Origin of the sequence: Sphingobacterium sp. ML3W (genome assembly GCF_000747525.1) — a bacterium.
In the GTDB taxonomy this organism is placed as follows: Bacteria; Bacteroidota; Bacteroidia; order Sphingobacteriales; family Sphingobacteriaceae; genus Sphingobacterium.
In genome coordinates this window covers 2,485,918-2,510,455 of the sequence record NZ_CP009278.1, presented here as the reverse complement: position 1 = coordinate 2,510,455, position 24,538 = coordinate 2,485,918, and the positions used below count along the sequence as shown (strand labels likewise).

Genomic DNA, 24,538 nt, shown 5'->3' with positions numbered 1-24,538 from the left:
TGTCTCTTATAAATTATAGATTTTAAATGCGTTTGCCCCCCAAAAAGCTTCTTTTTCTGTTTCAGTGAAAGATTCCAATTTGGACTCGACAATGGCGACACTTTCTTCGTAAGAAGCCGCTAACAGGCACACTGGCCAATCAGAACCATACATAATACGCTCTTTGCCAAAAGATTGAAATACATGACCTAAATATTGACTAAAATCATCCAAACGCCAATATTTCCAGTCCGCCTCTGTTGCTAAGCCAGAAACTTTACAATTAACATTAGAAAAAGCTGCTAGATCTTCAATGAACAATGCCCACTCTTCAAACGCTTTGGATTTGATTTCCGGTTTAGCGATATGGTCCAATATGAATGTCTGATTAGGATTAGCACCTATACATGCTAATGCAGCAGCATAATGACGTGGACGAATCAAAAGGTCATAAGTATACCCATATTTAGTCAATGCCTCCACCCCTTTTAAGAAGCCGTCACGCTTTAAGAAATCAGGATCTTCCTCACCTTCAACTATATGCCTAAAACCTTTAATGAGCTTTTCATCTTGATATTGATGCAGTTGTTCATCAATATCTGTTGCACGCAAATCCACCCACCCCACAACTCCCTTAATAAAAGGATAATCTTTAGCCTGTTGCACTAAAAATTTAGTTTCATCATCAGACTGATCAGCTTGTACAGCAATACAACCGTCAAAATCATTCTTTTCTAGAATAAATTTTAAATCTAACGGTAAGTAGTCTTGTTGCAAGACTTTCATTTTACTAGTGATCCAATTATCACGAACGGAATCATATTGCCAAAAATGTTGATGAGCATCTATACGCATACCACTAAATTACTTTTTAGAATAAGCGATAACTTCTTGACGTGACTCACCTAAACCATCCGCGCCCAATTCAATAATATCACCTTCTTTTAGGTAGATAGGTGGATTAAAGCCTAAACCAACGCCTGCCGGTGTTCCTGTAGAGATAACATCACCTGGTAATAGTGTCATAAATTGCGATACATAGCTCACAACAAAAGGGACAGAAAAAATAAGATTTTTTGTACTCCCATTTTGATATTCTTTACCATTTACTTTCAACCAAAGATTCACATTGTTGATATCCTTGATTTCATCTTTAGTAGTCATATAAGGTCCCATTGGCGCAAAAGTATCACAACCTTTACCCTTATCCCATGTTCCGCCACGTTCCAATTGATACGCACGCTCTGAAACATCATTGTGCAACACATAGCCGGCTACATAATCTAAGGCATCAGATTCTTCTACATAAGAAGCTTTTTTGCCAATTACAATACCAAACTCCACTTCCCAATCTGTCTTTACAGAATCACGCGGAATCACAACCTGATCATACGGTCCGACTAAAGAAGTTGTGGATTTCATGAAAATAATAGGCTCTGCAGGAATTGCAGCACCAGTTTCTTCTGCATGATCTTTATAATTTAAACCAATACAAACGATTTTAGACGGTCTCGCAAATGGCGCCCCTATTCGTTCAGTATCAGCGATAGGAATTAACTTACCTTTATTTGCCTTCACAAACTCCTCTAAAGCCGCTAAACCGTCATTCTCAAAAAAAGCCTCATTATAATCACCTCCAAAAGCAGATGTATCATAATTTACGCCATCAATCTGAACGCCAATTTTCTCTTTTCCAATTGCTCCAAAACGTATTAATTTCATATTTTTAGTATTAATATTATATCAAAGTAGCACCAAAGCTACCATGTTCAATTTCGCTTAATTATTTAATTTAATAAAACCTCCGTCAATCGGATAGTCATTACCTGTGATAAAACCAGCATCATCACTACATAAGAATAAAGCTAATTTAGCAATTTCTTCCGGTTGTGCCATTCTTCCGATTGGTTGACTTTTGGACAATTTATCAAAAACCTCTGCTTCCTGTCCTGGATAATTTTTGGCAATGAAACCATCAACAAATGGTGTATGCACACGTGCAGGAGAAATACTGTTACAACGTATCCCGTCTGCCATGTAATCACGTGCTACAGAAAGAGACATCGCAAAAATAGCACCCTTACTCATCGAATAAGCAAAACGATCCGGTATCCCCACCCAGGCAGCAATAGAAGCAAGATTCAATATCGCACCACCACCGTTAAGTTTCATCTTCGGAATAATTGCATATAACGCATTGTACGCACCCTTAACATTGACATTAAAAACACGTTCAAAATCTTCGGTCGCACAGTTTTCCAAATTACCCACATGAGCTATACCTGCATTATTCACCAAGATATCAATTTTATCAATTTTACTGACGATATTTAAGACATCTTCCTGCTGACTTACATTACATTTATGGACATACCCTTTACCACCTTCAGTTGCTATTTCAGTGGCAACCGCCTCTGCTCCATCTATGTTTAGATCCAGTATATGGACTGTGGCACCTTCTGCTGCAAAGAGTAAACTAATGGCACGTCCTATTCCGCTTCCGCCACCCGTGATTACAGCTACTTTATTCTGCAATTTTGACATCTTAATATGTTATTTAATGAATATCCGACTACCTTATTCAAGACAATCAAATAATGATTTACAATTTTTCTTATATTTTATTACGCAATCTTTCTCGGCACAACTCCTAATATCTATGATTGAACCATATATCTGACTACAAAACAATCAATTAACAATACTGATTATAAAGATACTCCTCTTCGCCAAGGAATAAAATCATCTTGTCCCAAAAGAACCGCTTTAGGAACGACCTCTCCACTAGCCACCTGAATCACATAATCCAATATACGATGAGCAGCTTCTTGAATTGACTCTTCTCCTTCGATAATTGTCCCACAATTAATATCGATAATATCTGGCATTTTTTCGAATGTCTTCGTATTCGTAGACAGCTTTACGACAGGAGTGATCGGGTTTCCTGTTGGAGTGCCCAATCCTGTTGTAAACAGCACGATGTTTGCACCCGCTGCAACCTCAGCAGTCGTACTTTCCACATCATTCCCAGGTGTGCATAAAAGATTTAACCCTGGTTTATTAGCCAATCCGGGATAATCCACTACAGCCGTTACGGGTGATGTCCCTCCTTTTTTAGCCGCTCCAGCAGATTTAATAGCATCCGTAATAAGTCCGTCACGTATATTCCCTGGTGAAGGATTCATGTAAAAACCTGAACCATCAGCCTCAGCTTTTGCATTATACACACGCATCAGTTCCATAAATTTATCAGCAGTAGGTTCATCCACACAACGATCACTCAATTCTTGCTCCACACCACAAAGCTCTGGAAATTCAGCCAATATAACCGATCCGCCCAAAGTCACTAAGATATCCGATAGATATCCCAATGCTGGATTAGCGGAGATACCTGAGAAACCATCCGAACCACCACATTCCAAACCGATACACAACTTATCTAAAGAAGCCGGTTTGCGAGTGTGTTGATTTGCCTCCATCATACCCGCAAATGTTGCTTTAACAGCCTTCTGCATCAATTCTTTTTCCGTGCCCTCTTTTTGTTGTTCAAAAATATATAAAGGTTTATCAAACTTCGGATCTCTTTTGGCTATTTCCGCTTGTAATATTGAAGCCTGTGCATGTTGACAACCTAAACTCAAAATTGTCGCCCCAGCTACGTTAGGATGCGTAATATAACCCGCTAGCAAACCACATAATGCATCAGAATCCAGACGTGTACCTCCGCAACCCATCTCATGATTCAAAAACTTGATACCATCCACATTATCAAATAAGCGCTGTTGACTAGCAGATCCAACAGATACACTCAGATCACTTGAGATAATCTGGTTGACATCAGCTCCTGATTGATATAAACGAATCAACTCATCGACCTCGGTCGTATAATCATTTGCTTTTACTTTATATCCTAACTTTTCTTCAAAAGCTGTTTTCAGCGTCAGTACATTTCTATTCTCACAAAAAACCAACGGAATAACCAGCCAATAATTAGCTGTACCAACAGTTCCGTTAGAACGATGAAAACCACTAAAAGTCTTATCTTTAAAATTCGAAACATCAGGTTGAGTCCACGCTGTATTCCGCTTACTCAACTTAAAATCATCTGCAGCATGTCTCAAATTTTCTGTTGAAATCAAAGCCCCCATTCCTAAGTCACAATTGACCTTACCAACCAATACCCCATACATATATACCTCGGCATCTTTAGTTAGAGGAGTTATGGTAAATTTATGTTTAGCAGCAATATTTTCCAACAATTGAAAACGGTTATTCTGCCATTCAATTTCAGTACCTTGGGGCAGATCCTGCAAAGCGACCAAAACATTATCGTTCGGGTGTATCTGCAAATATTTTTTCTTATCCTTTATCATCTTATTATTTCAAATCGAATATTTTATTCATTAAAACCCACTTCTCATCCCCCTTCGCACCTGGTATCGCACTTTGATACTTCCACATCAATTTCTCCCATTTCTGTACAGTTTCATTTTCAGCATCCATTTTAGCTTTCTTTTCAAAAGAAAACGTACTGTCCACCTCCATGATCATAAATAAACGGTTTTCAAATCTAAATATTTCCATCTTCGTAACACCAGCAGCTCGGATTGATTCTTTAATTTCTGGCATCACTGTTTTATGATGCTGCTCATATTCAGCAATCAATTTCGGATCATTAACCAAATCTAGCGCAAACGTATATTGTATCATCTTATTATAAATTATTTCTAAGCAGTTTTTCCAGCTTGATCCGTTATATTTTTGTTTGCTAGAGCAAATAAAAGCACAACCACAAAACAGATTAAAGGGACCCAGTATCCAAGTTGTAGATTTCCTGTCATGTCCGAAATTAAGCCCAGTAAAGGCGGCAATATAGCGCCACCTACGATAGACATAACAATCAAACTTGACGCAGATTTAGTATCCGAACCTATGCCTTGTACACCTACAGCAAATATGGTCGGAAACATGATTGACATAAAAAATGCAACTGCAATCAAGGCATACACCGTAAGTTCACCGCTACCATATATCACGATAAAAGACAAACCAATACAGATTATTGCATAAAGTGTTAATAACTTGAGTGGCTGTATGTATTTCATAAAAAATGTACCTACAAACCTTCCTAACATAAAAGCTAAACCTGTAAAGCTAGCATACTTTGCAGCATCCATGGGTGCTATCCCAGCAACTTCAGTGGCATATAAAACCATAAAACTCAAAATACATACTTGTGCACCAACATAAAAAAATTGAGCAATCACACCCCATTTCACATTTTTATGTCTCAAGGTATGGAAAAACCCGACCTTTCCATCGCCTTCATCATCTTTGATATCTGGCAACTTAGTAAAGAAAAGCACTGCAGCAACCACTAGGATAATTAAGCCTAAGATGATATAAGGCCCTTTAACTGCGGCAGTCTCAGCTTGAATATAAGCAATACGCACTTGCTCACTCATTTCTGCAATTTCGGTATCCGACTTCGGCTGCTCCGTTAAAATATACTTACCGCCCAAAATTGGAGCTATAAATGCAGCCAATCCATTAAAAGACTGTGCAAAATTCAATCGTTGGGTTGCTTTACTCGGGTCTCCCAAAATAGTCACATATGGATTTGCTGCTGTTTCTAAAATAGTCAAGCCACAGGCCACGACAAATAAAGCGCCCAAGAAGTAAGCATAACTGATTTGATTAGCGGCGGGAATAAATAGAAAACAACCTACTGCAAAAAGACATAATCCTATCAGGATACCCGCTTTATAACCATATCTCTTCATGATTATTCCCGCAGGAATAGCCAATAGAAAATAGGCAATAAAAACTGCCGAATCCACTAAAGATGCTTGTAAATGAGTCAGACTAAAAGCATTGCGAAGATGCGGAATCAGGATTGGATCTAAGTTATGTACGAATCCCCAAAAGAAAAATAGAGATGTTACTAAAGCGATTGCTAATTTATTACTGTTACTTACTGACATAAAAAATATAATTTATCATTGGTTTATGTAAAATAAGGCATAAATAATGAAACATAATTTAGGTATTTTACCCAATTATTAAGCTATTTTAACATACTTATTCGTATATATCTAAAATATAGTGCATATATTTATTAATAAATGAAACCACAACTATTAAAAGTCAAGGACAGTAGCATAAAATCTTTCAGTGTCAGGAACGACATTATGCCCCAAAACCACAATATTTGGCATTATCATGAAGAACTTGAATTGATTCATTTTGCAAAAGGTTCTGGAACACAGTTTATTGGAGATAGTGTCAAGAATTTCAGAAGTGGAGATATTGTATTGGTTGGGGCCAACTTACCCCATTATTGGTTATTTGACGCGCAGTACCTCGATAGCAATTATATAGATCCCGCGGATATAAGAGTCACACATTTTAAAGAAAATTTTCTAGGTGATCAATTTTTCAATCTACCGGAAAATCATAAATTAAAAAATCTACTCAAAAAATCAAGACGAGGTATACAGCTCGATAATTCCATCATCACTACATCTAAAGATCTTATAGAAAAGATTTTAAATAGCTATAACTCAACTAAAATCATAGGTCTAATTGAGGTACTTACCCTAATTGCAGAGTCCGAATCCTATACTTTATTATCCAGTGAAAATTACCCCATTGATAGTCAAGATCTAGATTTCGGGCGAATGACCGTAATTATAGACTACATTACCCAGTACTATAAAACACAGATTCGACTTGAAGACATTGCCTCAATGACAGGAATGACGACTAACTCTTTCTGCCGTTATTTCAAAGCTAAATCTGGCAAAACGCTATTTCAATACCTCATTGAAATGCGGATCGGTTATGCTTGCAAATTGCTCAATGAACGCAAGATGAATGTTAAACAGATTTGTTTTGAATCGGGTTTCCAAAACTTTGTCAGTTTTCACAAATATTTTAAGGAAGCAACAGGGTGCACACCCCTACAATATCAAAAACAATTGTATAACATTATTGAAGATCAAACACCAACTTACCCATAAAATCACCCGAATCTAATAACTGATGTGCAGCCACAGCTTCTTCAAGCCTAAAGGTCCGGTAGACATTACTCTGGAACGTCTTTTTATTGAGTAATGGGAATATTTGCTGCATAATCTCATCCCGCACAGTACGTTTAAATAAAACAGAACGACTTCTCAGCAAACTTCCAGATAAATAAATTCGCTTTTGCATCAATTTAAATAGATTTAATTCAACCTTCCCACCCTTCATCGCATTTATATATACCAAATGACCATCTGGCTTCATTACCTGGATATTTTTAGCAAAATAATCGCCTCCAATACTATCCAACACAACATCGATTTGATCAACACCGATAACCACTTCATAATCTTCTTCATTATAATTAATAACCACATCGGCCCCTAAACTTTTGCAGTATACAGCTTTCTTATCAGAGCTCACGGTCGTATACACTTTTGCACCACACAATTTTGCTAATTGTATAGCCATTGAACCGATACCACCGCTACCGCCGTGAACTAAAAAAGCTTGACTATTCATTAATGCCCCCCGTTGAAAAACATTATGATAAACTGTAAATAAAGTTTCAGGAAGTGCAGCAGCCTCTATATAACTAAAACCTTCAGGTATAGGCAGGCACTGACCTTGATTTACAGCTACATACTGCGCATATCCGGCTCCGGACAAAAGCGCACACACACGATCCCCCACCTTCCATTCGCTCACAGACCCACCAACAGCTACTATTTCTCCCGCAACCTCCAAACCTGGGATATCGGCCGAAACCCCTTCAGGCGCAGCATAGTTTCCTTTCCTTTGAAAAACGTCCGGACGGTTCATACCCGCAGCTCGCACTTTTATTAATACCTCATGAGATGAATACAAAGGTTCAGTGACCTCTTTTACCGCTAGGCATTCAGGTCCTCCAAAATGGGTTATTACAACAGCTTTCATTATGATTTTTTTGGATATTTTTGCAAACGAAAATTAAGAGATAACATAAAATAACGTGACAATCTTTGATTTTGGACATCCAAAATATCATTTCCGATAACATCCCTAGTTATTCCTGAGTTTTGATTGAGCAAGTCGAATCCCTGAACACGTAACATGGCCAAATTATTGCGCATAAAAGTATATTCAAAATAAGCATTGATAATTGTTGGATTGACATTCGTCCACGAATTAGATGAATAACCCGCATTAAGCCTTTGTGAGACCTCCACACCAAATGAACTATGCTGGCTAACATAACATTTTGACCCCAGACCAAGCACCCCTGAATGTGCGATGATTTGATCATTATAAGGAAGCTTATAAGTAGCACTATTCAACGAGTAATTACCATTTAACTCTGCTTCAAAAATATCACTGAACATATAACGGAATTGAAGCGATTGTGAATACAATATATGCCCTCCATCATTACGCGTATCATTGATATAAGTCACATTATTATAAAAATCAGCATTACCATTCAAACTCATCTGAATATTACCATCAAACAATGCAGAGGTAAATAAATAATATGCTTTAATATCATAATATCCCGAAGTATTTAAAAATGTCGTTTTTTGAATCGTAGAATTAGGCATAGTAGTTCGGTTTGACACAATTTTATCAAACACGAAATTATAGGCTAGACTACTTTCGAAATATTGTCCCTTTTTCACAATTGATTTTCGATACTTCGCTAAAATACGATTTACAAATTCAGCTTTCAGATCCGGATTTCCCTGAATAATGTTTTGCGAATTTGTATTATCCAAAATAGGTTGAATTTGATAAAAATTAGGTTGATTATTCTTACCCAAATAGTCTACGGACAAATCCGAATTTTCATTAAACTTCCATTTTATACCTGCTGCGGGTATGAGGTTAACGTTCCCATAGGAAGTCCGGATAGACTTGTCCCGAGAATATCCCGTCAATTCAGTTGGTTGTACCGCAAAACCCACATTATATTTAAACTTACTAAAGACATCTTGTTGGTATTTCATTCCGATTCTATTGGAGGCAAAAGCATAATCATAGCGCAAACTCAACGAATCTACAAGCTGCATATCCCACAGTTCATTATCACGTTCATGAACCATGCGCCTCGCATCAATTGCTGTATAAGTAAAATCATAATTGATTTCCAAGACCCCACCCTTATCCACAGGTTCGATAATGGAGAGCGAGCTTTTTATATCTTGATTCTGGTTATCACTTCTTACAAATTGATTTAAAAAACTAGTCTTCGTGCTCACATCATTGAATGCAGAGTCAATAATGGTGTTACGGTCTAAGATATTTTCATTTTTTTCAACCGAATTATAGCCTAGATGTAAATTGTAAACCAATTTTCTACCCGGTTTTTTAAAACTTTTAGCATATAGCACATCCAGTTCCGCATTTGGACTTGTACTCGTATTATCCGCAAGATATGTTCCGTTATTCGTAATGGTTCTGTTTTTTACATACCTGTCCCGCACTTCTTCACCTTTAGATTTGCTCCATGAAAATGTAGGCGATATTTTCAACAAATCCGTATCAGACAATTTAATATCAAAATCCCAATTCATCTGATGGCTATTATCTACTGATTTGGTTACGTAATCCTCTAGATTAGAAATGATATGATCACCGTACACTGATTGAAGGTAAGAATTTCCTTTTGTGACATTCTTCATGTTCGAAAAACTGTATCGTCCAGAAGCGTAAATTTTATCCGTCAAATTACTTGAAAAACTCGTACCCAAAGAACCTATATTGTTAAACCCATCAGTTGGGTCTGCAAAATCAGCCAGTTCTCCCATAACGCGATCACGCGATCCACCACCATTTGGAGAACCAAAGGAAAATAAATTCGTATTCGTATTATTAAGAGACCCAACAAATGACAACTCTTGCCCATCATTAAACCTATTAATCCCCGCACTTGCTAAAAAGCGGTCTTTATTGCCCAAACCACCTGTTACTTGACCAAAAGAAATTTTCTTTTTATCATCTTTTAAGACGATGTTTAAGATCTTTTCAGACTCTCCGCCTTTTGTTCCTTTTGCATACGCTTCATCGCCGTAGTAATCAATCACCTGAATATTCTTAATAAAGTCTACAGGAAGATTTCGAGTTGCTGTCAGCACATCACCTCCAAAAAACTTCTTACCATCCACCTGAACAGACATGATTGGTTTTCCAAATGCATAAACAGATCCATCTCTAGAAACTTGAAAATTAGGAATTTGCTTCAAAGCGTCTTCAAGAAGCATGCGACGATTAAATTGAAATGCATCCATATTGAACTGTACCGTATCCTCCTTAAAAACAATTGGCTTATATTTTTTAATAAGAATTTCTTTTAGCACCGAGGTCTGGGGCTTCAGAGTAATCGTTTCTGCAACCACTCGATTGGTTGAGTTATATTGTGGATAAGAGCGTTCTACGATTTCTAAGCCCAACAAACTATAGTTCAATCGGATGTTTTTCCCTTTAACTTCCTCAAATTTGTAGAATCCAGTATTTGAAGACGCAACCATAATGGTATCTAGCGAAGTTGTTAGGCGCACATTAACCCCAGCAAGAGGTTGTCCATCAATATCCACAACAAAACCATACACCTCCTTTTTTTGCAACTGAGCTTCAGCCCTACAAACAATAAAGAAGAGCATAATAAATAAAATGATCTTATGATTATTTCCTGATATTTCGAATTTATCCGACATCAAAACAACTTATTCTATTAGTATGTCAATATACACATTAATTCACACAACATTAACGCAGAATTACGATTTATTGTATAAAAAAAGGCGGTTATTATAAAATAAACCGCCTTTTTTTTATTTACTAGAATAAATTAATTATTCACCTGCAAAAGTTACCTTAACCAAATGCTTGTCAATTTCCCAACGTCCAGTTCCCTCTTCGCCGATCACGTCAAATAACTCTAAAATTCTTCTTGCTACAAACTCTTCTTCAACCTGTTCAGACAAGAACCACTGTAAGAAGTTAAAGGTTACATAATCTTTAGCCTTCACACATTTATCAGCGATATTATTGAACTGCTCTGTTACGAACATTTCTTGCTCCAATGTAGATTCAAAAATTCCACGGAACGAATCAAAATCAGAAGGAATACCAGTTACTTCAGGAGAAATAGCACGACCACCTCTATTATTGATATAATTAAAAAGCTTCAACATATGCTCGCGTTCTTCATTTGACTGCTTAGCAAAAAATTCAGCAGCATTTTCTAAGCCTTGATCATCACACCAAGATGACATCGCTAAATACAAAGATGAAGAGTGAGCTTCTACCTTAATTTGCGCATTTAATATATTTTCGATTTCTTCTGTTAAAGAAGATTTTAATTTCAATAAATCTTTCATATCCGTAAGTTTTAATTCCAATATTAATAATCAAGTTTCGAACACCTGACCTACTTGAACAATACAAATATAGAGGAGATAACTGAGATTTGTATATTAAATATGCAATACAAATTCAGTCTAAATTAGACATTAAAAAGATAAGTTGTTTAGAATCAGTATAATTATAAAGAAGCTATTTAAGCCAATACTGTAAGCTGCGAATTGCGTAAACAAGCTTTGATTACACTGTTCAATTCCATCATAAACTTAGCGCCATCCAATACCTCCCTTAAGTTCAAAACAGCTTGAACATCTAATAAGTAACAGCGTTCGGTACGAAAAGGCATCACCAAAGTGAAATCAGAAGAACGAGCAGTGTCAGTCAACATGGATTCAATATTGATATTGTCGATTGATTTCTTGAATTTCAAAAAATCAGAAACAGAAAAAGAAGTCGTTGTACCCCCAAACTCTAACCAATAACAATTTTTACGACTACATTGATAGATCGCACCAGCTTCAGTTTTAAAAACCTCTTCTACATTTGTTAACGGACAGATTGCATTTAACATAAGGGTATTCATTTATTATTGATGATGCGACAAAAATAATAATTATTTATAATCAATCCAAGTAAGTGTAAAGATTATTTTTAATAATTATAAATAACAATAATATGTTATACATATTAAATCCAAAACGACGGTTAGTCATTCTTTTATTAGCATAAAAAAAGACTAACCACATATGGGTTAGTCTTTTCATTATTGAACCGTTATTTATTAAAATTCTTCTTCTTCAGTCGCCAAAATTTCTTTATGGTTACTGATCTGTGTCTTGGTTTTGGTCTTATGTTTGTTAATTTGTCTTCTTAAGGATTCCACTGCAATATCAGTCGCTTCTTCAAAACTCTTAGCTTGTCCTTTCGCAAAAAGTTGGCTCCCGGGGATATTTATTTTTATTTCCGATATCTTATTTATTTCATCGTCTACATTTTCTAAACGCAAGTAGCACTCTCCACCAATGATTGAGTCTAAAAACTGATTCAATTTACCTGTTTTTCTTTGGATAAACTCAATTAGCTTTTGATCAGCATTAAATTTAATTGATTGCACAGTAATGTTCATTTTTCCTCCTTTTTTTTAAGCTTTTGGATGAGCTTGTTTATAAATAGACTTTAATCGCTCCGCTGAATTATGCGTATACACCTGCGTTGCCGCAAGGCCTGCATGCCCGAGGAGCTCCTTTATTGCATTCAGATCTGCACCATTATCCAGCAGTGCTGTCGCAAAAGTATGTCGCAGTATATGCGGACTTCTTTTCTGTTGCGAAGAAATCATCGACAAGTACTTATGTACTATTCTGTAGATTAATTTCTCATAGGCAGGTTTCCCTTCTTTAGTAACGATTAAGAAACTAGATTTATTATTATCAATATACAAAGTTTTAGCTTGTAAATAAAGCTGTAACTCCTTTATTAATGTTGCATTGATCGGAACCAGTCTTTCTTTGCTCCTTTTACCGAATATAAGTAAATTTTTACTATAATAATCAATATCTCTATCCTGAATTTGTAATAATTCAGATAGACGAATACCTGTACCAAACAAAAGCTCCATCACCAATTTATCCCGACGACTTTCAAAGTCGTGTACATTTATTTCCAACTGATCTAATAGTGACATCAACTTATCCTTTTCTACTACCACAGGCAGCTTCTTAGGTGTCTTCAATGCCTTAATTTGTATCGGGCTTCCTTTTACCACACCTTCTCGCTGCAAGAACTTGAAATAAGTACGCAGCGCCGAAATACTACGATTGATTGTCGTAGCTGATTTCTTCGACTCGGACATCTGTGCAAAATAGTGGCGCATATCCCGATGATTAACCTCTTCAAATGCCAGATGATCATTATCTAAAAAAGTCAAGAACAAACTCACTTCATATAAATAGGCCATTAAAGTGTGTTTAGAATAACGCCTTTCAAATTGTAGATACTTCTCAAACTCTTCCTGATACATACTCCATCCTATTTATAACTAATTTAGCAAAATAAAGCGCATAAAAAAAGGGAAAAGTAAACTTTTCCCTTTTTTTATATCTTCTAAGAAACCTTAGATTGAAACCTCTTGGTTTAATCCTTGTTTGTAAATCGCTTTTCTAACTTGAATACGACGAGTTACAGATCTCTTTTCATAAGCTTGACGAGAACGTAGTTCTCTTAAAACTCCAGTTTTCTCGAATTTCTTCTTGAAACGTTTTAATGCTCTATCTAAAGATTCACCTTCTTTTACATTTACGATAATCATGCTCTGTATATACCTCCTTTCGTAGCCTTTTAATTTTAAAGTGATGCAAAGGTACAATTATCATTGGCATTTGCAAAACAAATTTACACTAATTTTCCAACAGACCCTCACGGTAAATCAATTCACGCAAAGTATCGGGCTTTGTCAATAAATAAGTTTGCAATCCCAGCCCTTTAGCGGTATTCAAATGTTGAGGACTATCATCAATAAAAATGGTTTCCGCCGGGACTAAATCATGGGCATTCAATACGAATTCAAAAATATCGGAATTAGGTTTACGCATACCCATCAAATGTGAATAATAATCCTTTTCAAAAAAAATGGTATTATCTGCCAGCCCAAACTTATTTTTCAGATGATCCATAATCCATTGATAATGGATTTCATTATTATTGCTCAATAAGAATAAGCGGTATTTATCTTTCAATTTCAATAATAATTCATGACTTCCCTCAGCAACACCGATCAACATCGCATTCCAAGCAGCGTCGATTTCTGCATCACTCAATGACAAAAGTCCTGAAATTTCACGAATCCCCTCTCGAAATGCCTTTGCAGGAATTTTTCCTTGCTCAAAATCGTCAAAAAGTTTTGTTTGTGCACGATGACCGTAATATTGTCGTACATTTTTGATACCCAAGTCACTAAAGGCAGACTCCATCCTTAAAAAGTCTATCATAAAGACCACATCCCCATAATCGAGGATAATATTTTTAATTTTTTTCATCATTTTATTTGCAAATATTAATATTTGTATCCATATTTGCATCGTCAAAACGGGGTAAACGCCACAAATTGACAAAGCAAAAATAACCGCTCCTATAGCTCAGTTGGTTAGAGTAGAAGACTCATAATCTTTTGGTCACTGGTTCGAGCCCAGTTGGGAGCACTGCTTAAAAAGCCTTACTAAAAGTAAGGCTTTTTCTGTTTAATTAAACCATCACTCACCATCTTTTCCTTCCTCCAATCATGGCGACCTTATCATTATCATCATTCGGACAGAAGCTGGCCCTTCCCTTTGTATAATATCACCCCTGAATCACGTATGGCTGTAAACCTCTTCGAATATTAAACATTGAAAATGAGCGATTATCGTTATTGATACCTAAAGAACTATTGGAATGTGGATAACGAACTATTAAAAATTCAATAAGTTAGCACTGCAAGTATCATCTCGCCTCGGTAAAAAAGCACTAATTCATACTATTCACATAAATTAAAACACGCTTTAAATACCATACACCCCATTTTCACATTGAATCTGTCCCTTTCCGAGATTACCTTTTAGATTTTGCTAGCCACTTTTTCGCTCAAATTATGTAATTCGTATAATTAAGCGATACCTTAATTGTAAAACGAAGTCAAATTTGAAGAAATCCAGGGTACTTAATGCTCACCTCTAGATTCTTTGTTTACAACAAAGAATCTTTACGCTTATAAGTATTCATGTTCTATGAATAACTAATCTTTTTTTCAATACTAGGGGACAGCAATTTTCACCTACTGACTATATGATCAATAGAAATAGCAATTATAATAACATGTTCAACGCTTTTATAACTAGGTGTTTATCGCTTATAAAACAGCAGGAACTTTTAACGCAATTCGCAGGTATAATTCGAGAACAATGCGTTCATTAAATAAAATAGGTACCAGCTCTTATTAACGATATAGGCTAGTTTTTTCAAAAACAAATTATTTATCCCAAATAAGAAGCATCTTATACAACAAAACGTGTCACCATCACAAAACCTGCGCCTAGAGAAAGCGATAAAGTATTCCTACTGAAGCCTCCATTTCTTCAACTGAAGCAACAAAAATCTCAACTATTAAGCGTGTTAACTATTATGAAGCTAAACTATATGCCTTTCTCAAGACTTCAATTTTATTTTTGACACCCTACAATTAGAGGTGATGACTATTGCATTGTCCCAGACCGAAGAGACATTAAAAATTTTACAACTATCTTCCCTTCGATCGTGGATATTAATGTAATACCTGATTTTAAAAATAGAGATATCCAACGCTGGATCATCAGCACAGATCAGTGATAAATTGGAGTTTACTTTAAGCTCTGTCATTTAAAGCCCGTTTATAAAAGCTGTTAACGAGGAGAGGAAAAATGGTATTCGTATCGATTATTGCTTTGAATCGAACGCTATGAATCATACAAGGCAGTGTCTTTGTCCGCATTCATCATATCGATGACTTACGGTCTTATTGATTTTAAATGATATAATTTGAAACAATAAAATGGATGTAACCTTCCCCTAACTTTGCGCTAGGGGAAGGTTACAATACCATCGCAAAAATAACTTACACAGGTACCTTACGACTATCTTCTCTTTCCCAAATGCGGTTGTGACGCAGAGTCGCTATAAAATCTTCACTGAGATTTGATTTCGATTCTAATACAATGCCTTTATCATTTTCTGTGTCTTTCAAATATGTACCTCCAATCAGTTCTTCGGCACCTTTGGCAAATCCAATTACCTTGCAGTGTCTAAACGCTTCATTTATAAATTGAAAATAATCTGGCTCGCCTTTTAAAACAGCTACAGAATCACCTTCTGGAGTATAGAACGCATCAAAGCAGACTGAAGCATCTATTAAATAAGTATGTGCGATATCTTCCTCTCCTCCTTCCTTATAGGTCAATTTACCCACATGGGTAGAAACCAAAACAACCTCAGCACCTTCTTTGGTTAATGCACCTTTCAATTTATCGACAGAAGCTTTACTGACACCATTTGCAACCAAAAATGCAACTTTTTTAGTATCTAAACGTTCATTACCAGCTTTATTAGCCATACTGAGCCCGGGTGATTTCTCTACTTCGGGTTTATTGGCCATTATTGGGTATTCTGGATGATTTTGCTTCGCAAATTGCACGGTCAAAGGGTCCAATTCTTCCGCAGGGGTAAGACCCAAATTCTTACCCACTTTAGCCGCAAGGGTCTTATCAATTTGATTTAGTATGGCTAGCTCTCGCTTTCTAACATCAACTGATGTCACTTTAGACAATTCAAAGCTAAAGGCACTCACGATATGGTTTTGCTCAGCTTCATTTTGAGAATGAAAAAATAATCTGGCTTGCGTGAAGTGATCGGCAAATGAATTGGAACGACCTCGAATCTTTTCTCCATCGATTTTCTCAGCATGTGATTCAAAACCTTTTTCTCCTTTCATCATTGCCTGATATGGACAACCACCTCCGAGACTATTCGGGAAATAACTTACATTTCCCTTTAGGATATCCATACGGCTGGATCCGTCTACTTGATTATTGTGCTTGTCATTAATCGGTCTATTGATGGGTATTTCATGAAAATTGGCTCCTCCCAATCTATAATTCTGTGTATCGGCATATGAAAACACACGACCTTGTAACAGGGGGTCATTAGAAAAATCAATGCCTGGTACCAATCTTCCAGGGTGAAAAGCAGCTTGTTCTGTTTCGGCAAAGAAATTTGCAGGGTTGCGATTTAAAGTCATTGTTCCAATAATTTTAATCGGTACCAATTCTTCCGGAATCAATTTAGTTGGATCGAGTATATCAAATGAAAATTTCATTTCATCTTCTTCCGGCATCAATTGTACACCTAAATCCCATTCTGGAAAATTACCTTTGTCAATAGCCTCCCATAAATCTCTTCGGTGGAAATCAGTGTCGTAACCTGATATCTTTTGTGCCTCTTGCCACGCTACCTGCAATACACCCAAACGTGGTTTCCAGTGAAATTTAACAAACGTACCTTTTCCAGCATCATTGACAAACTTATAGGTATGCACTCCAAATCCTTCCATCATCCTAAAAGATCTAGGTATAGCACGATCGGACATAATCCACATAGACATATGAGCAGATTCTGGCATCAAGGAAATAAAGTCCCAAAATGTGTCATGTGCCGAAGCAGCCTGTGGAATTTCTTTGTCTGGCTCAGGTTTGACGGCATGAATCAAATCTGGAAAATTCATCGCATCCTGTATAAAAAACACAGGTATATTAATTCCAACCAAATCGTAGTTTCCTTCTTCTGTATAGAACTTGACTGCAAACCCACGGGCATCCCGCGCTAGATCGGTACTTCCTCTAAAACCGGCTACAGTTGAAAAACGAACAAACATGGGAGTTTTTGTACCTTTTTTTAAAAAATTTGCTTTGGTAAAAGCAGATAAATCTGCTGTTGCTTCAAAAACACCATGCGCTCCTGCACCACGAGCATGAACGACGCGTTCAGGGATTCTTTCACGGTCAAAATGGGCCATCTTATCCTGATGAATAAAATCTTCCATCAATGAAGGCCCTCTTTCTCCAGCCTTTAATGTATTATTATTATCATGTATCGGCACGCCATCATTGGTAGTCATTACATGCCCAGTATGATCAACAATGTGTTGATCTACATTGATTTGAGGTTTTCCATTCTTTTCCATTTGCCATCCAATTTAATTTATAACTTCTTCTCTAAATAACATACTAGCGGGTAAAATAGTTTGTCAAATTATTTCATAATTCAAAAACACATGCTTCAAGGTACAATTGTACTATGTTAAGCATAAACCCATAAAAAAATCGGTTGGATATTTTAAATTATCCAACCGATTCGTACTTTATATAAAATTGATAAACTGCTATTTCATTTTATCTAACCAATCTTCAACTTCTTCCTTAGTTTTCCCTGTTTTTGTTTGCAACTTACCCAACAATTCATCTTCTTTTCCTTCCGAATAAAGCAAGTCATCATCGGTCAATTCTGCGTATTGCTGTTTTACTTTACCTTTTAGCTCGTTCCAACGGCCTTTCCATGTTAATTCGCTCATAATAAATTCTCCTTTTTTTAATGAATTACTATATATAAAACCCTTAAGTCGACTAATTGTTTTTTAAAATTGAAAATTTCTTGAGTCTCCATGACCGATTTAACGATAGGCCGAAACAAATTCACTATTGATGATTTAAAAGAAGTATCTTGAAACAATTAAAACTTTAAGCATAAGTGATTGTTTATTAATTGAATCAGAGCAAAGCATCTTGTATCGATTTAGGATTCCTTATTTTCAATAATAATTTCAATTAAGCGGTACCGTACCCCCATCCGCATCACCTGAAAAAACTACAAAAAGGAGCAACATCGAATTATAATATGCGAGCACCATATAATGAAGTTAATATATGAATGCAATTAAAGTAGTAATAGACAGTTCGCAATTCCTATTTTCTACCCGGCCCATATGCAACAGGAACGGTATCATTAAAACTAATAACACTTGTTGTGCGACATCTGCTTCCCTGATCAATAAGACTGGAACAGAAATAAAGCAACAAACCCTCCGTACCAACGCAGATCAGTCAAATCACATCCATTAATTTAGATAATTAATTTTAGAAAATCACCATGAAAATAGCCTACATCAGTACTTATTTACCGAAACAGTGTGGAATAGCAACTTTTACAAATGATCTAATCCATTCCATAGACCACCAAGATTCGGAAATAATTCAACATGTTATTGCCCTCTCTGACCGTCCGTATTCCTATCCTGAAGAGGTTGTATTTCAAATCAACCCACAGCAACAATTAGACTATATCCAAGCAGCAGATTTTATCAATGAAAACAAATATGACTGCGTTGTATTGGAGCATGAATACGGCATATTTGGGGGCAATAGTGGTGTGTATATCCTGTCATTGATCAATCAATTACACATGCCTCTATTGGTCAACTTACATACTATCCTTGAAAAACCAAATATCGATGAAAGGGCTATTCTTATTGAAATTGCTAAGCGCGCCTCTATTATAGTCGTCATGAGTTCTTACGCTATAAATTTATTGCAAAAAATATACCATGTTCATGAAGACAAGATCCGTTTAATACCGCACGGTGTACCCGCTTTTGATTATCAACAAGATCGTGCAAAAGAGAAACTACAGTTAGCACATAAAAAAATAATCCTAACTTTTGGTTTCATCGCCCGAAATAAAGGTATTGAAACAGTGATTCTTGCGCTCCCAAAAGTCGTACAGGAATATCCCGACACCGTTTACCTTCTGGTCGGAAAAACCCATCCCAATGTTTTACGCGAATCGGGAGAAGAATACCGGGAGTACCTCATCAGCCTCATCAAAGAAAAAGGGCTAGAAGAACATGTTATTTTTGTAAATGATTTTGTTAGTACCGAGGCATTGACCACCTACCTAACTGCTTGCGACATCTATATAACACCGTATATCAACGAAGCTCAGATTACCAGTGGAACATTATCATTTGCTGTAGGCGCTGGAGCAGCGGTTCTCTCTACTCCCTATTGGCATGCTAAAGATCTATTAGCTGATGGCCGTGGTATTTTATTTGACTTCAAAAATTATAAAGAATTAAAAAACATACTTATTGACTTATTCGACAATCCGAAAAAACTCGAAGAACTCCGAAGCAGAGCCCGTCATCACGGTGAAAAGACAACATGGCGAAAATTAGGAGCTACCTATACCAAGGTACTTCAGAAATTATCTTCGACCAAAGTCAGCAGTGATGCTAAAACAAAAATATCCAGACTCGAGAGTCTACCCAAATTTAGATGGGATCATTTAGACCGCTTAACCAACCATGTCGGTATTATCCAACATGCAACCTTTGCAACACCCAATTATCGGGAAGGATACTGCCTTGATGATAATGCCCGAGCATTATTAGTCAGCCTGATGCAGTACGATGCCTTTGGAGAAAAGGCCACAAAGAAACGGATATCCACCTACCTGAACTACATTTATTATGCACAAAGAGAAGATGGCTTATTTCACAACTTCATGAACTTCCAAAATGAGTTTTTAGAAGAGACCGGATCCGAAGACTCTTTTGGTAGAGCTATTTGGGCATTGGGGTATTTATTCAATACCGCTCCTTTCGTCGACTTCTACCAATTGGGGTCAAATATGTTTTTCAAGGCACTTCCTCATTTTGAAAATTTAAAATCCATACGCGCCATTGCCTATACCATGATGGGAATAGCCGAATACCTTAAACAACAACCCAACGACGAGCATGTAACGGAATTACTACGTAGACTGGCTTTTAAATTAGTACATGAATACGACGCCAGTGCCGATGAAGAATGGAAGTGGTTTGAACCTGTACTAGCATATGACAACGCTATCATTCCACTTGCTATACTCATGTCTACCAAATTTTTAAATGATGATAAGCTCAAAAAAATTGGATTCACAAGCTTTCATTTCTTAGAAAACATCATCATGCAACACGGATTCCTATCCATTATCGGAAATCAAAAATGGGCTAAACAGAACCAAAACATGAGCAAATTTGGTCAACAACCCATTGATGTAACAGCAACCGTGCTTCTCTTTAGAGAGGTTTATGAAATCACCAAAAATGAAGAATATTTCGAAAAAATGATCCGTTCATTTGAATGGTTTTTAGGCGAAAATGACTTAAAACTCCCGCTTTACGACCATAATACCAAAGGTTGTTGCGATGGCTTAGAGACCTATGGTATCAATCGTAATCAAGGTGCCGAAAGTACACTATGCTATTTTATATCATACATCACCGTTTATAAAGCTCTTAAAATCAAATTCCAGGTAGCAGAATAGCTTGAATTAGATCCTTCAGATTTATCGTGGCATACGTAGACGCGTAATCCGACATTGCATAAGGCATAATGAGTTGGTCATTATGCACAATTGCACCACAAGAATATACAACGTTAGGTACATAGCCTTCGCGTTCCATATTATTTGGTGTCAAGATAGGAAGGCTCAGCCTTCCTATTTCAATATGTGGATTTTCCAAATCCAACAATGAAGCACCTATCACATATTCACGCATAGGGCCAACAGCATGCGTAATAATTAACCAACCTTCTGCGGTTTCAATTGGGGAGCCGCAGTTACCCAATTGTATAAACTCATAGGGATTCTCAGGTTCTTGTACCAAGTGGATGGCTTCGTTCCAGATATTGATATAATCCGAATAAGCGATATAATTGTTTTCGCCATCGATACGACAGAGCATTGCATACTTACCATTCACCTTTCTCGGAAAAATAGCTGCCCCTTTATTAGCAATTTCACCATGGATAGGCTTCACTGTGAAATGATAAAAATCTTTGGTTGTCAATAATTTAGGCAAAATACTAATACCATCGTAAGCGGTATAGGTCGCGTAATAGATAACTTCTCCTTTTGGGGTGATAAAACGAACAAAACGTGCATCTTCAATCCCTCTTTTTTCAGTATCAGAAATCGGAAAAATAACACGTTCAGATATTGATGTATCCAATGAAAAAGTCATCTCATAATGCGATGAACCCAACCATACCGCCTGTTTCAATATACTATCATTATCTTCAGTATGCTCTATTTCAGCCCTAATCTCTTCCACATAGCGCTTCAATTCTTCGTAAGTAAATGTTTCTGTCAGCTTTTGACTTAACTTTTCCATTGCCTCTGCCGTATGCGGATGCAGTTCTAACAATTTAGAAAAAAAACTATTCTTATTATAACGATGATTCTTGATATTAATAGGTTTATCCAATAAAGTTCCGACAACATCCAAATGAATATCATTACTTTTGTCGATAAATCCTGAACGAAATACGATGGAAGAAACATGCCCTTCACCTGTTGCCCTAAAGCTGATAATAACGCGTTTCTCTCCTTCAAATAGTTCTGTCTGATCCGGGTGTTCTACAATCGAAGGGTTAAATAAAGCTGCCGATTCAATGGAATATTCCATCGTGAAATAAGAGCCAATTAACAATTTAGCCGTCATTGATATTTTATCTGTAGGCATTTCAATTCTTTCCATTAAATGCCGTATCCGGTCAAAATTACGTTCGAAAACCTTCACAATACTACGGTGTCGCTGCGAATAACTCCGCAGCACTTGACCAAAAACTTCTTTTTGCTGCGTATCTGATAATCTCAGCACCCGATGAATAACTTTTACCGAGCGCTCATCGCCCAATGAAAAGAACCGCGCAAGTACACGTTTTGTATCAGGTCTAAAATAAATATTCTTCCTATTAACTTGAACGGGCTTATACATAAACGACTAACTACTTATATGACTTAATAACTTAATTTATAAACGTTTCACTGCACACATTGTTGTAATATTTATACTTATTTTTACATAAATATCAACATAGTTAGGCATGTTACTAAAAATGCAGACTTAACAATAAAACTTTTATTTCGCAAAAATAAAATTACTATGCTCATGTTTTCCATTGAGCAACTTAAACAAATTGAATGGTTGCGTTCATCTTTTAATATTTAATTTTTCGGTCACGTGCTTTCACAGACCAATAGCCATCAATATCCCCATCTACAACGACCACTAATTTCTCGTACATAGCTACCGTCGGGCAGATATGTCTAGGTACAGCATAGAAGACATGACCAATTTCGTACTTCACAGAATCAGGAACCTTAACCACCATATGTTCCTCACTTTGTCCAATTTGTTCTAATTCAGCTCCATTTAAAAAATGAACACGAGGTAGAGACGATTCACAAGCCACAGCTTTATAACCGAGATCCAGACAAAGGTGATTCTTGTCTATAATACTGATTACCCTACTCATTAAGAGCGCAGCATATTCAAAAGGTTGTTCTTGTAAAGCTTGTTCATAACCGTAATCCCAAAACACAAAAGTACCTGGACTGCAGACCACATCTGGTCTTTCCGAATGATAGCTAAAAGATGGGGTACCACCAATAATCATTCTGGAGACTGAACTGCATAACTCCAATAAAACTTGATGGGCTTCAAGCAACAGAACGTATGAAGCATGGCTCTGTTCTTCTCTCATTTGTGAATTACCGTTGTAAATATGACCATCATATCCGTGCACTCCTAGTAATCGTAATCCAGGAAGCGCTAGTATTTCCATCGCCAACGCTTCCACCCGCTCTATTGAGGCACCAGTTCTATTCATGCCAATATTAACATCAATATACACATCCATATGACAATCTGCAGCCAGACAAGCCTCATTTAATGCTCTAGCACTTTGTACATGATCGATAAGACATGAATAGATAGTCTTTGGATAATGCTTTTTCAACTGAATCAAGCGTGTAATCTTTGGTCCAACTGGTTGATAGGCCAAAAGTGCATCTTTTGCCCCCACCTCTCCTAACACCTCGGCCTCGGCAATCGTCGCACATTTAAATTGATGGATACCTGAGGCTCGAAATGCAGCACAAACATCAAACGATTTATTCGTTTTTACATGGGGCCTGATACGACTAGTATCCCCACCGACCATAGCGATTGCCTTTTGTATATTATCGTCTACCCTTTGTTCGTAGACCAAGAGTGCTGGCGAATCTACCATCAACTCCTCATTTAATACATACCATGGTTTCATCATGCTTCATCTTTAAGTGTAAACAATGCCTCAATTTTAGCTGGAATATGATCAAGTAACGACGTATGATCAATAGTACCGTGGTCTGAGTGATAATGACCATCCGTCACATAATACTTAAATAGACCTTTAGGTGTTGGAGCTAATCTTAGTCCTAGCTAATGAAAAATTGGTTTATAATTCCTTATAACAATGAATTTAGCAAAATCCATTTACATCTCCTAACACTTTTTCATGATACCCTCAGATAAATTTAATGAACTTTGGACAATAGCTAAAAAAATTATCTTCTGCTACACGGAGTGTTTAGGTAAATAATAGAAGTGGAAAGTAAGAGAATACGATCATTAATAATGCTATATGGCTTTTTTGATTGAATTAAAATAAATACCTTAGGACAAGTGAGGTATACATCCAGAATAAGGTCATCAGGATAAGATTGTAAAACTTACAATAAATACTTTACAAGCAATGGTTACATGGAC

20 protein-coding genes and 1 tRNA gene are annotated in these 24,538 nt (G+C 36.6%); 3 read left to right on the top strand and 18 right to left on the bottom strand.

Features of this window, described 5'->3' with window-relative positions; translation table 11 throughout:
• Nucleotides 1–6: 6 nt before the first annotated feature.
• From KO02_RS10645 to fucP, 6 genes are all read right to left on the bottom strand, one after another.
• Nucleotides 7–834: an amidohydrolase family protein gene (locus tag KO02_RS10645; protein ID WP_038698178.1), complete on the bottom strand. Its 828-nt coding sequence runs from the start codon at nucleotides 832–834 to the stop codon at nucleotides 7–9.
• Nucleotides 835–843: 9 nt separating this feature from the next.
• A complete protein-coding gene (locus KO02_RS10640; RefSeq protein ID WP_038698176.1) occupies nucleotides 844–1,701 on the bottom strand; it encodes a fumarylacetoacetate hydrolase family protein in 858 nt (285 codons plus the stop codon).
• Between the two features lie 57 nt (nucleotides 1,702–1,758).
• Nucleotides 1,759–2,523: an SDR family NAD(P)-dependent oxidoreductase gene (locus KO02_RS10635; RefSeq protein WP_038698174.1), complete on the bottom strand. Its 765-nt coding sequence runs from the start codon at nucleotides 2,521–2,523 to the stop codon at nucleotides 1,759–1,761.
• A gap of 164 nt (nucleotides 2,524–2,687) precedes the next feature.
• On the bottom strand, nucleotides 2,688–4,352 hold the full coding sequence (locus KO02_RS10630) for a UxaA family hydrolase (protein WP_038698172.1): 1,665 nt from the start codon (nucleotides 4,350–4,352) through the stop codon (nucleotides 2,688–2,690).
• Between the two features lie 4 nt (nucleotides 4,353–4,356).
• Nucleotides 4,357–4,689, bottom strand: coding sequence for an L-rhamnose mutarotase (locus KO02_RS10625; RefSeq protein WP_038698170.1), 333 nt, complete (start codon nucleotides 4,687–4,689; stop codon nucleotides 4,357–4,359).
• Between the two features lie 17 nt (nucleotides 4,690–4,706).
• Nucleotides 4,707–5,963 carry an L-fucose:H+ symporter permease gene (gene fucP, locus KO02_RS10620; RefSeq protein WP_051959868.1) on the bottom strand — a complete coding sequence of 419 codons (1,257 nt, stop codon included), beginning with the start codon at nucleotides 5,961–5,963 and terminating at the stop codon, nucleotides 4,707–4,709.
• Nucleotides 5,964–6,104: 141 nt separating this feature from the next.
• Here fucP and KO02_RS10615 point away from each other — a divergent pair, with 141 nt between their 5' ends.
• Complete coding sequence (locus tag KO02_RS10615) at nucleotides 6,105–7,001, top strand: AraC family transcriptional regulator (RefSeq protein ID WP_051959867.1); 897 nt, start codon at nucleotides 6,105–6,107, stop codon at nucleotides 6,999–7,001.
• Here KO02_RS10615 and KO02_RS10610 read toward each other — a convergent pair.
• From KO02_RS10610 to KO02_RS10575, 8 genes are all read right to left on the bottom strand, one after another.
• Nucleotides 6,970–7,941 carry an NAD(P)H-quinone oxidoreductase gene (locus KO02_RS10610; protein WP_038698168.1) on the bottom strand — a complete coding sequence of 324 codons (972 nt, stop codon included), beginning with the start codon at nucleotides 7,939–7,941 and terminating at the stop codon, nucleotides 6,970–6,972. The two genes, KO02_RS10615 and KO02_RS10610, sit on opposite strands and share 32 nt — an antisense overlap.
• Entirely contained in the window at nucleotides 7,941–10,694 is a 2,754-nt protein-coding gene (locus KO02_RS10605) for a TonB-dependent receptor (protein ID WP_235212385.1), read from the bottom strand. The genes KO02_RS10610 and KO02_RS10605 overlap by 1 nt, the downstream gene beginning before the upstream one ends.
• 138 nt (nucleotides 10,695–10,832) lie before the next feature.
• A complete protein-coding gene (locus KO02_RS10600; RefSeq protein ID WP_038698166.1) occupies nucleotides 10,833–11,360 on the bottom strand; it encodes a ferritin in 528 nt (175 codons plus the stop codon).
• A 179-nt stretch (nucleotides 11,361–11,539) separates the two neighbouring features.
• Complete coding sequence (locus KO02_RS10595; RefSeq protein ID WP_038702506.1) at nucleotides 11,540–11,914, bottom strand: DUF6686 family protein; 375 nt, start codon at nucleotides 11,912–11,914, stop codon at nucleotides 11,540–11,542.
• Nucleotides 11,915–12,124: 210 nt separating this feature from the next.
• The gene (hpf, locus tag KO02_RS10590) at nucleotides 12,125–12,469 is read right to left on the bottom strand and encodes a ribosome hibernation-promoting factor, HPF/YfiA family (protein WP_038698164.1); all 345 of its coding nucleotides are present in this window, start codon (nucleotides 12,467–12,469) and stop codon (nucleotides 12,125–12,127) included.
• Nucleotides 12,470–12,484: 15 nt separating this feature from the next.
• Entirely contained in the window at nucleotides 12,485–13,363 is an 879-nt protein-coding gene (locus KO02_RS10585) for a tyrosine-type recombinase/integrase (RefSeq protein WP_038698162.1), read from the bottom strand.
• A 93-nt stretch (nucleotides 13,364–13,456) separates the two neighbouring features.
• Nucleotides 13,457–13,651, bottom strand: coding sequence for a 30S ribosomal protein S21 (gene rpsU, locus KO02_RS10580; protein WP_038698160.1), 195 nt, complete (start codon nucleotides 13,649–13,651; stop codon nucleotides 13,457–13,459).
• A gap of 88 nt (nucleotides 13,652–13,739) precedes the next feature.
• On the bottom strand, nucleotides 13,740–14,378 hold the full coding sequence (locus KO02_RS10575) for an HAD family hydrolase (protein WP_235212395.1): 639 nt from the start codon (nucleotides 14,376–14,378) through the stop codon (nucleotides 13,740–13,742).
• A gap of 88 nt (nucleotides 14,379–14,466) precedes the next feature.
• Between KO02_RS10575 and KO02_RS10570 the strand changes: the two genes are divergently transcribed.
• Nucleotides 14,467–14,540 (top strand) — tRNA-Ile (locus KO02_RS10570).
• Nucleotides 14,541–15,967: 1,427 nt separating this feature from the next.
• Here the strand turns inward: KO02_RS10570 and KO02_RS10565 are convergent.
• The gene (locus KO02_RS10565; RefSeq protein WP_038698156.1) at nucleotides 15,968–18,088 is read right to left on the bottom strand and encodes a catalase; all 2,121 of its coding nucleotides are present in this window, start codon (nucleotides 18,086–18,088) and stop codon (nucleotides 15,968–15,970) included.
• A 198-nt stretch (nucleotides 18,089–18,286) separates the two neighbouring features.
• Complete coding sequence (locus KO02_RS10560) at nucleotides 18,287–18,475, bottom strand: CsbD family protein (protein ID WP_038698153.1); 189 nt, start codon at nucleotides 18,473–18,475, stop codon at nucleotides 18,287–18,289.
• Nucleotides 18,476–19,050: 575 nt separating this feature from the next.
• On the opposite strand from KO02_RS10560, the gene KO02_RS10555 reads away from it, so the two are divergent.
• Nucleotides 19,051–21,267, top strand: a complete 2,217-nt coding sequence (locus KO02_RS10555; RefSeq protein ID WP_038698151.1) for a glycosyltransferase family 4 protein — start codon at nucleotides 19,051–19,053, stop codon at nucleotides 21,265–21,267.
• On the opposite strand, the gene KO02_RS10550 is transcribed toward KO02_RS10555, so the two are convergent.
• Nucleotides 21,245–22,723 carry a glycoside hydrolase family 130 protein gene (locus KO02_RS10550; RefSeq protein ID WP_038698149.1) on the bottom strand — a complete coding sequence of 493 codons (1,479 nt, stop codon included), beginning with the start codon at nucleotides 22,721–22,723 and terminating at the stop codon, nucleotides 21,245–21,247. The two genes, KO02_RS10555 and KO02_RS10550, sit on opposite strands and share 23 nt — an antisense overlap.
• A 223-nt stretch (nucleotides 22,724–22,946) precedes the next feature.
• Nucleotides 22,947–24,056, bottom strand: a complete 1,110-nt coding sequence (locus KO02_RS10545) for a D-TA family PLP-dependent enzyme (protein WP_200878633.1) — start codon at nucleotides 24,054–24,056, stop codon at nucleotides 22,947–22,949.
• Nucleotides 24,057–24,538: the final 482 nt, after the last annotated feature.

What these genes read in the sequence shown, in the direction of transcription:
- KO02_RS10565 (WP_038698156.1), bottom strand. Translation starts at nt 18,088, where the DNA reads ATGGAAAAGAATGGAAAACCTCAAATCAATGTAGATCAACACATTGTT.
- KO02_RS10635 (WP_038698174.1), bottom strand. Translation starts at nt 2,523, where the DNA reads ATGTCAAAATTGCAGAATAAAGTAGCTGTAATCACGGGTGGCGGAAGC.
- KO02_RS10605 (WP_235212385.1), bottom strand. Translation starts at nt 10,694, where the DNA reads ATGTCGGATAAATTCGAAATATCAGGAAATAATCATAAGATCATTTTA.
- KO02_RS10640 (WP_038698176.1), bottom strand. Translation starts at nt 1,701, where the DNA reads ATGAAATTAATACGTTTTGGAGCAATTGGAAAAGAGAAAATTGGCGTT.
- KO02_RS10645 (WP_038698178.1), bottom strand. Translation starts at nt 834, where the DNA reads ATGCGTATAGATGCTCATCAACATTTTTGGCAATATGATTCCGTTCGT.
- KO02_RS10615 (WP_051959867.1), top strand. Translation starts at nt 6,105, where the DNA reads ATGAAACCACAACTATTAAAAGTCAAGGACAGTAGCATAAAATCTTTC.
- rpsU (WP_038698160.1), bottom strand. Translation starts at nt 13,651, where the DNA reads ATGATTATCGTAAATGTAAAAGAAGGTGAATCTTTAGATAGAGCATTA.
- KO02_RS10600 (WP_038698166.1), bottom strand. Translation starts at nt 11,360, where the DNA reads ATGAAAGATTTATTGAAATTAAAATCTTCTTTAACAGAAGAAATCGAA.
- KO02_RS10625 (WP_038698170.1), bottom strand. Translation starts at nt 4,689, where the DNA reads ATGATACAATATACGTTTGCGCTAGATTTGGTTAATGATCCGAAATTG.
- KO02_RS10610 (WP_038698168.1), bottom strand. Translation starts at nt 7,941, where the DNA reads ATGAAAGCTGTTGTAATAACCCATTTTGGAGGACCTGAATGCCTAGCG.
- KO02_RS10560 (WP_038698153.1), bottom strand. Translation starts at nt 18,475, where the DNA reads ATGAGCGAATTAACATGGAAAGGCCGTTGGAACGAGCTAAAAGGTAAA.
- KO02_RS10595 (WP_038702506.1), bottom strand. Translation starts at nt 11,914, where the DNA reads ATGTTAAATGCAATCTGTCCGTTAACAAATGTAGAAGAGGTTTTTAAA.
- KO02_RS10550 (WP_038698149.1), bottom strand. Translation starts at nt 22,723, where the DNA reads ATGTATAAGCCCGTTCAAGTTAATAGGAAGAATATTTATTTTAGACCT.
- hpf (WP_038698164.1), bottom strand. Translation starts at nt 12,469, where the DNA reads ATGAACATTACTGTGCAATCAATTAAATTTAATGCTGATCAAAAGCTA.
- KO02_RS10575 (WP_235212395.1), bottom strand. Translation starts at nt 14,378, where the DNA reads ATGAAAAAAATTAAAAATATTATCCTCGATTATGGGGATGTGGTCTTT.
- KO02_RS10555 (WP_038698151.1), top strand. Translation starts at nt 19,051, where the DNA reads ATGAAAATAGCCTACATCAGTACTTATTTACCGAAACAGTGTGGAATA.
- KO02_RS10630 (WP_038698172.1), bottom strand. Translation starts at nt 4,352, where the DNA reads ATGATAAAGGATAAGAAAAAATATTTGCAGATACACCCGAACGATAAT.
- KO02_RS10585 (WP_038698162.1), bottom strand. Translation starts at nt 13,363, where the DNA reads ATGTATCAGGAAGAGTTTGAGAAGTATCTACAATTTGAAAGGCGTTAT.
- KO02_RS10545 (WP_200878633.1), bottom strand. Translation starts at nt 24,056, where the DNA reads ATGATGAAACCATGGTATGTATTAAATGAGGAGTTGATGGTAGATTCG.
- fucP (WP_051959868.1), bottom strand. Translation starts at nt 5,963, where the DNA reads ATGTCAGTAAGTAACAGTAATAAATTAGCAATCGCTTTAGTAACATCT.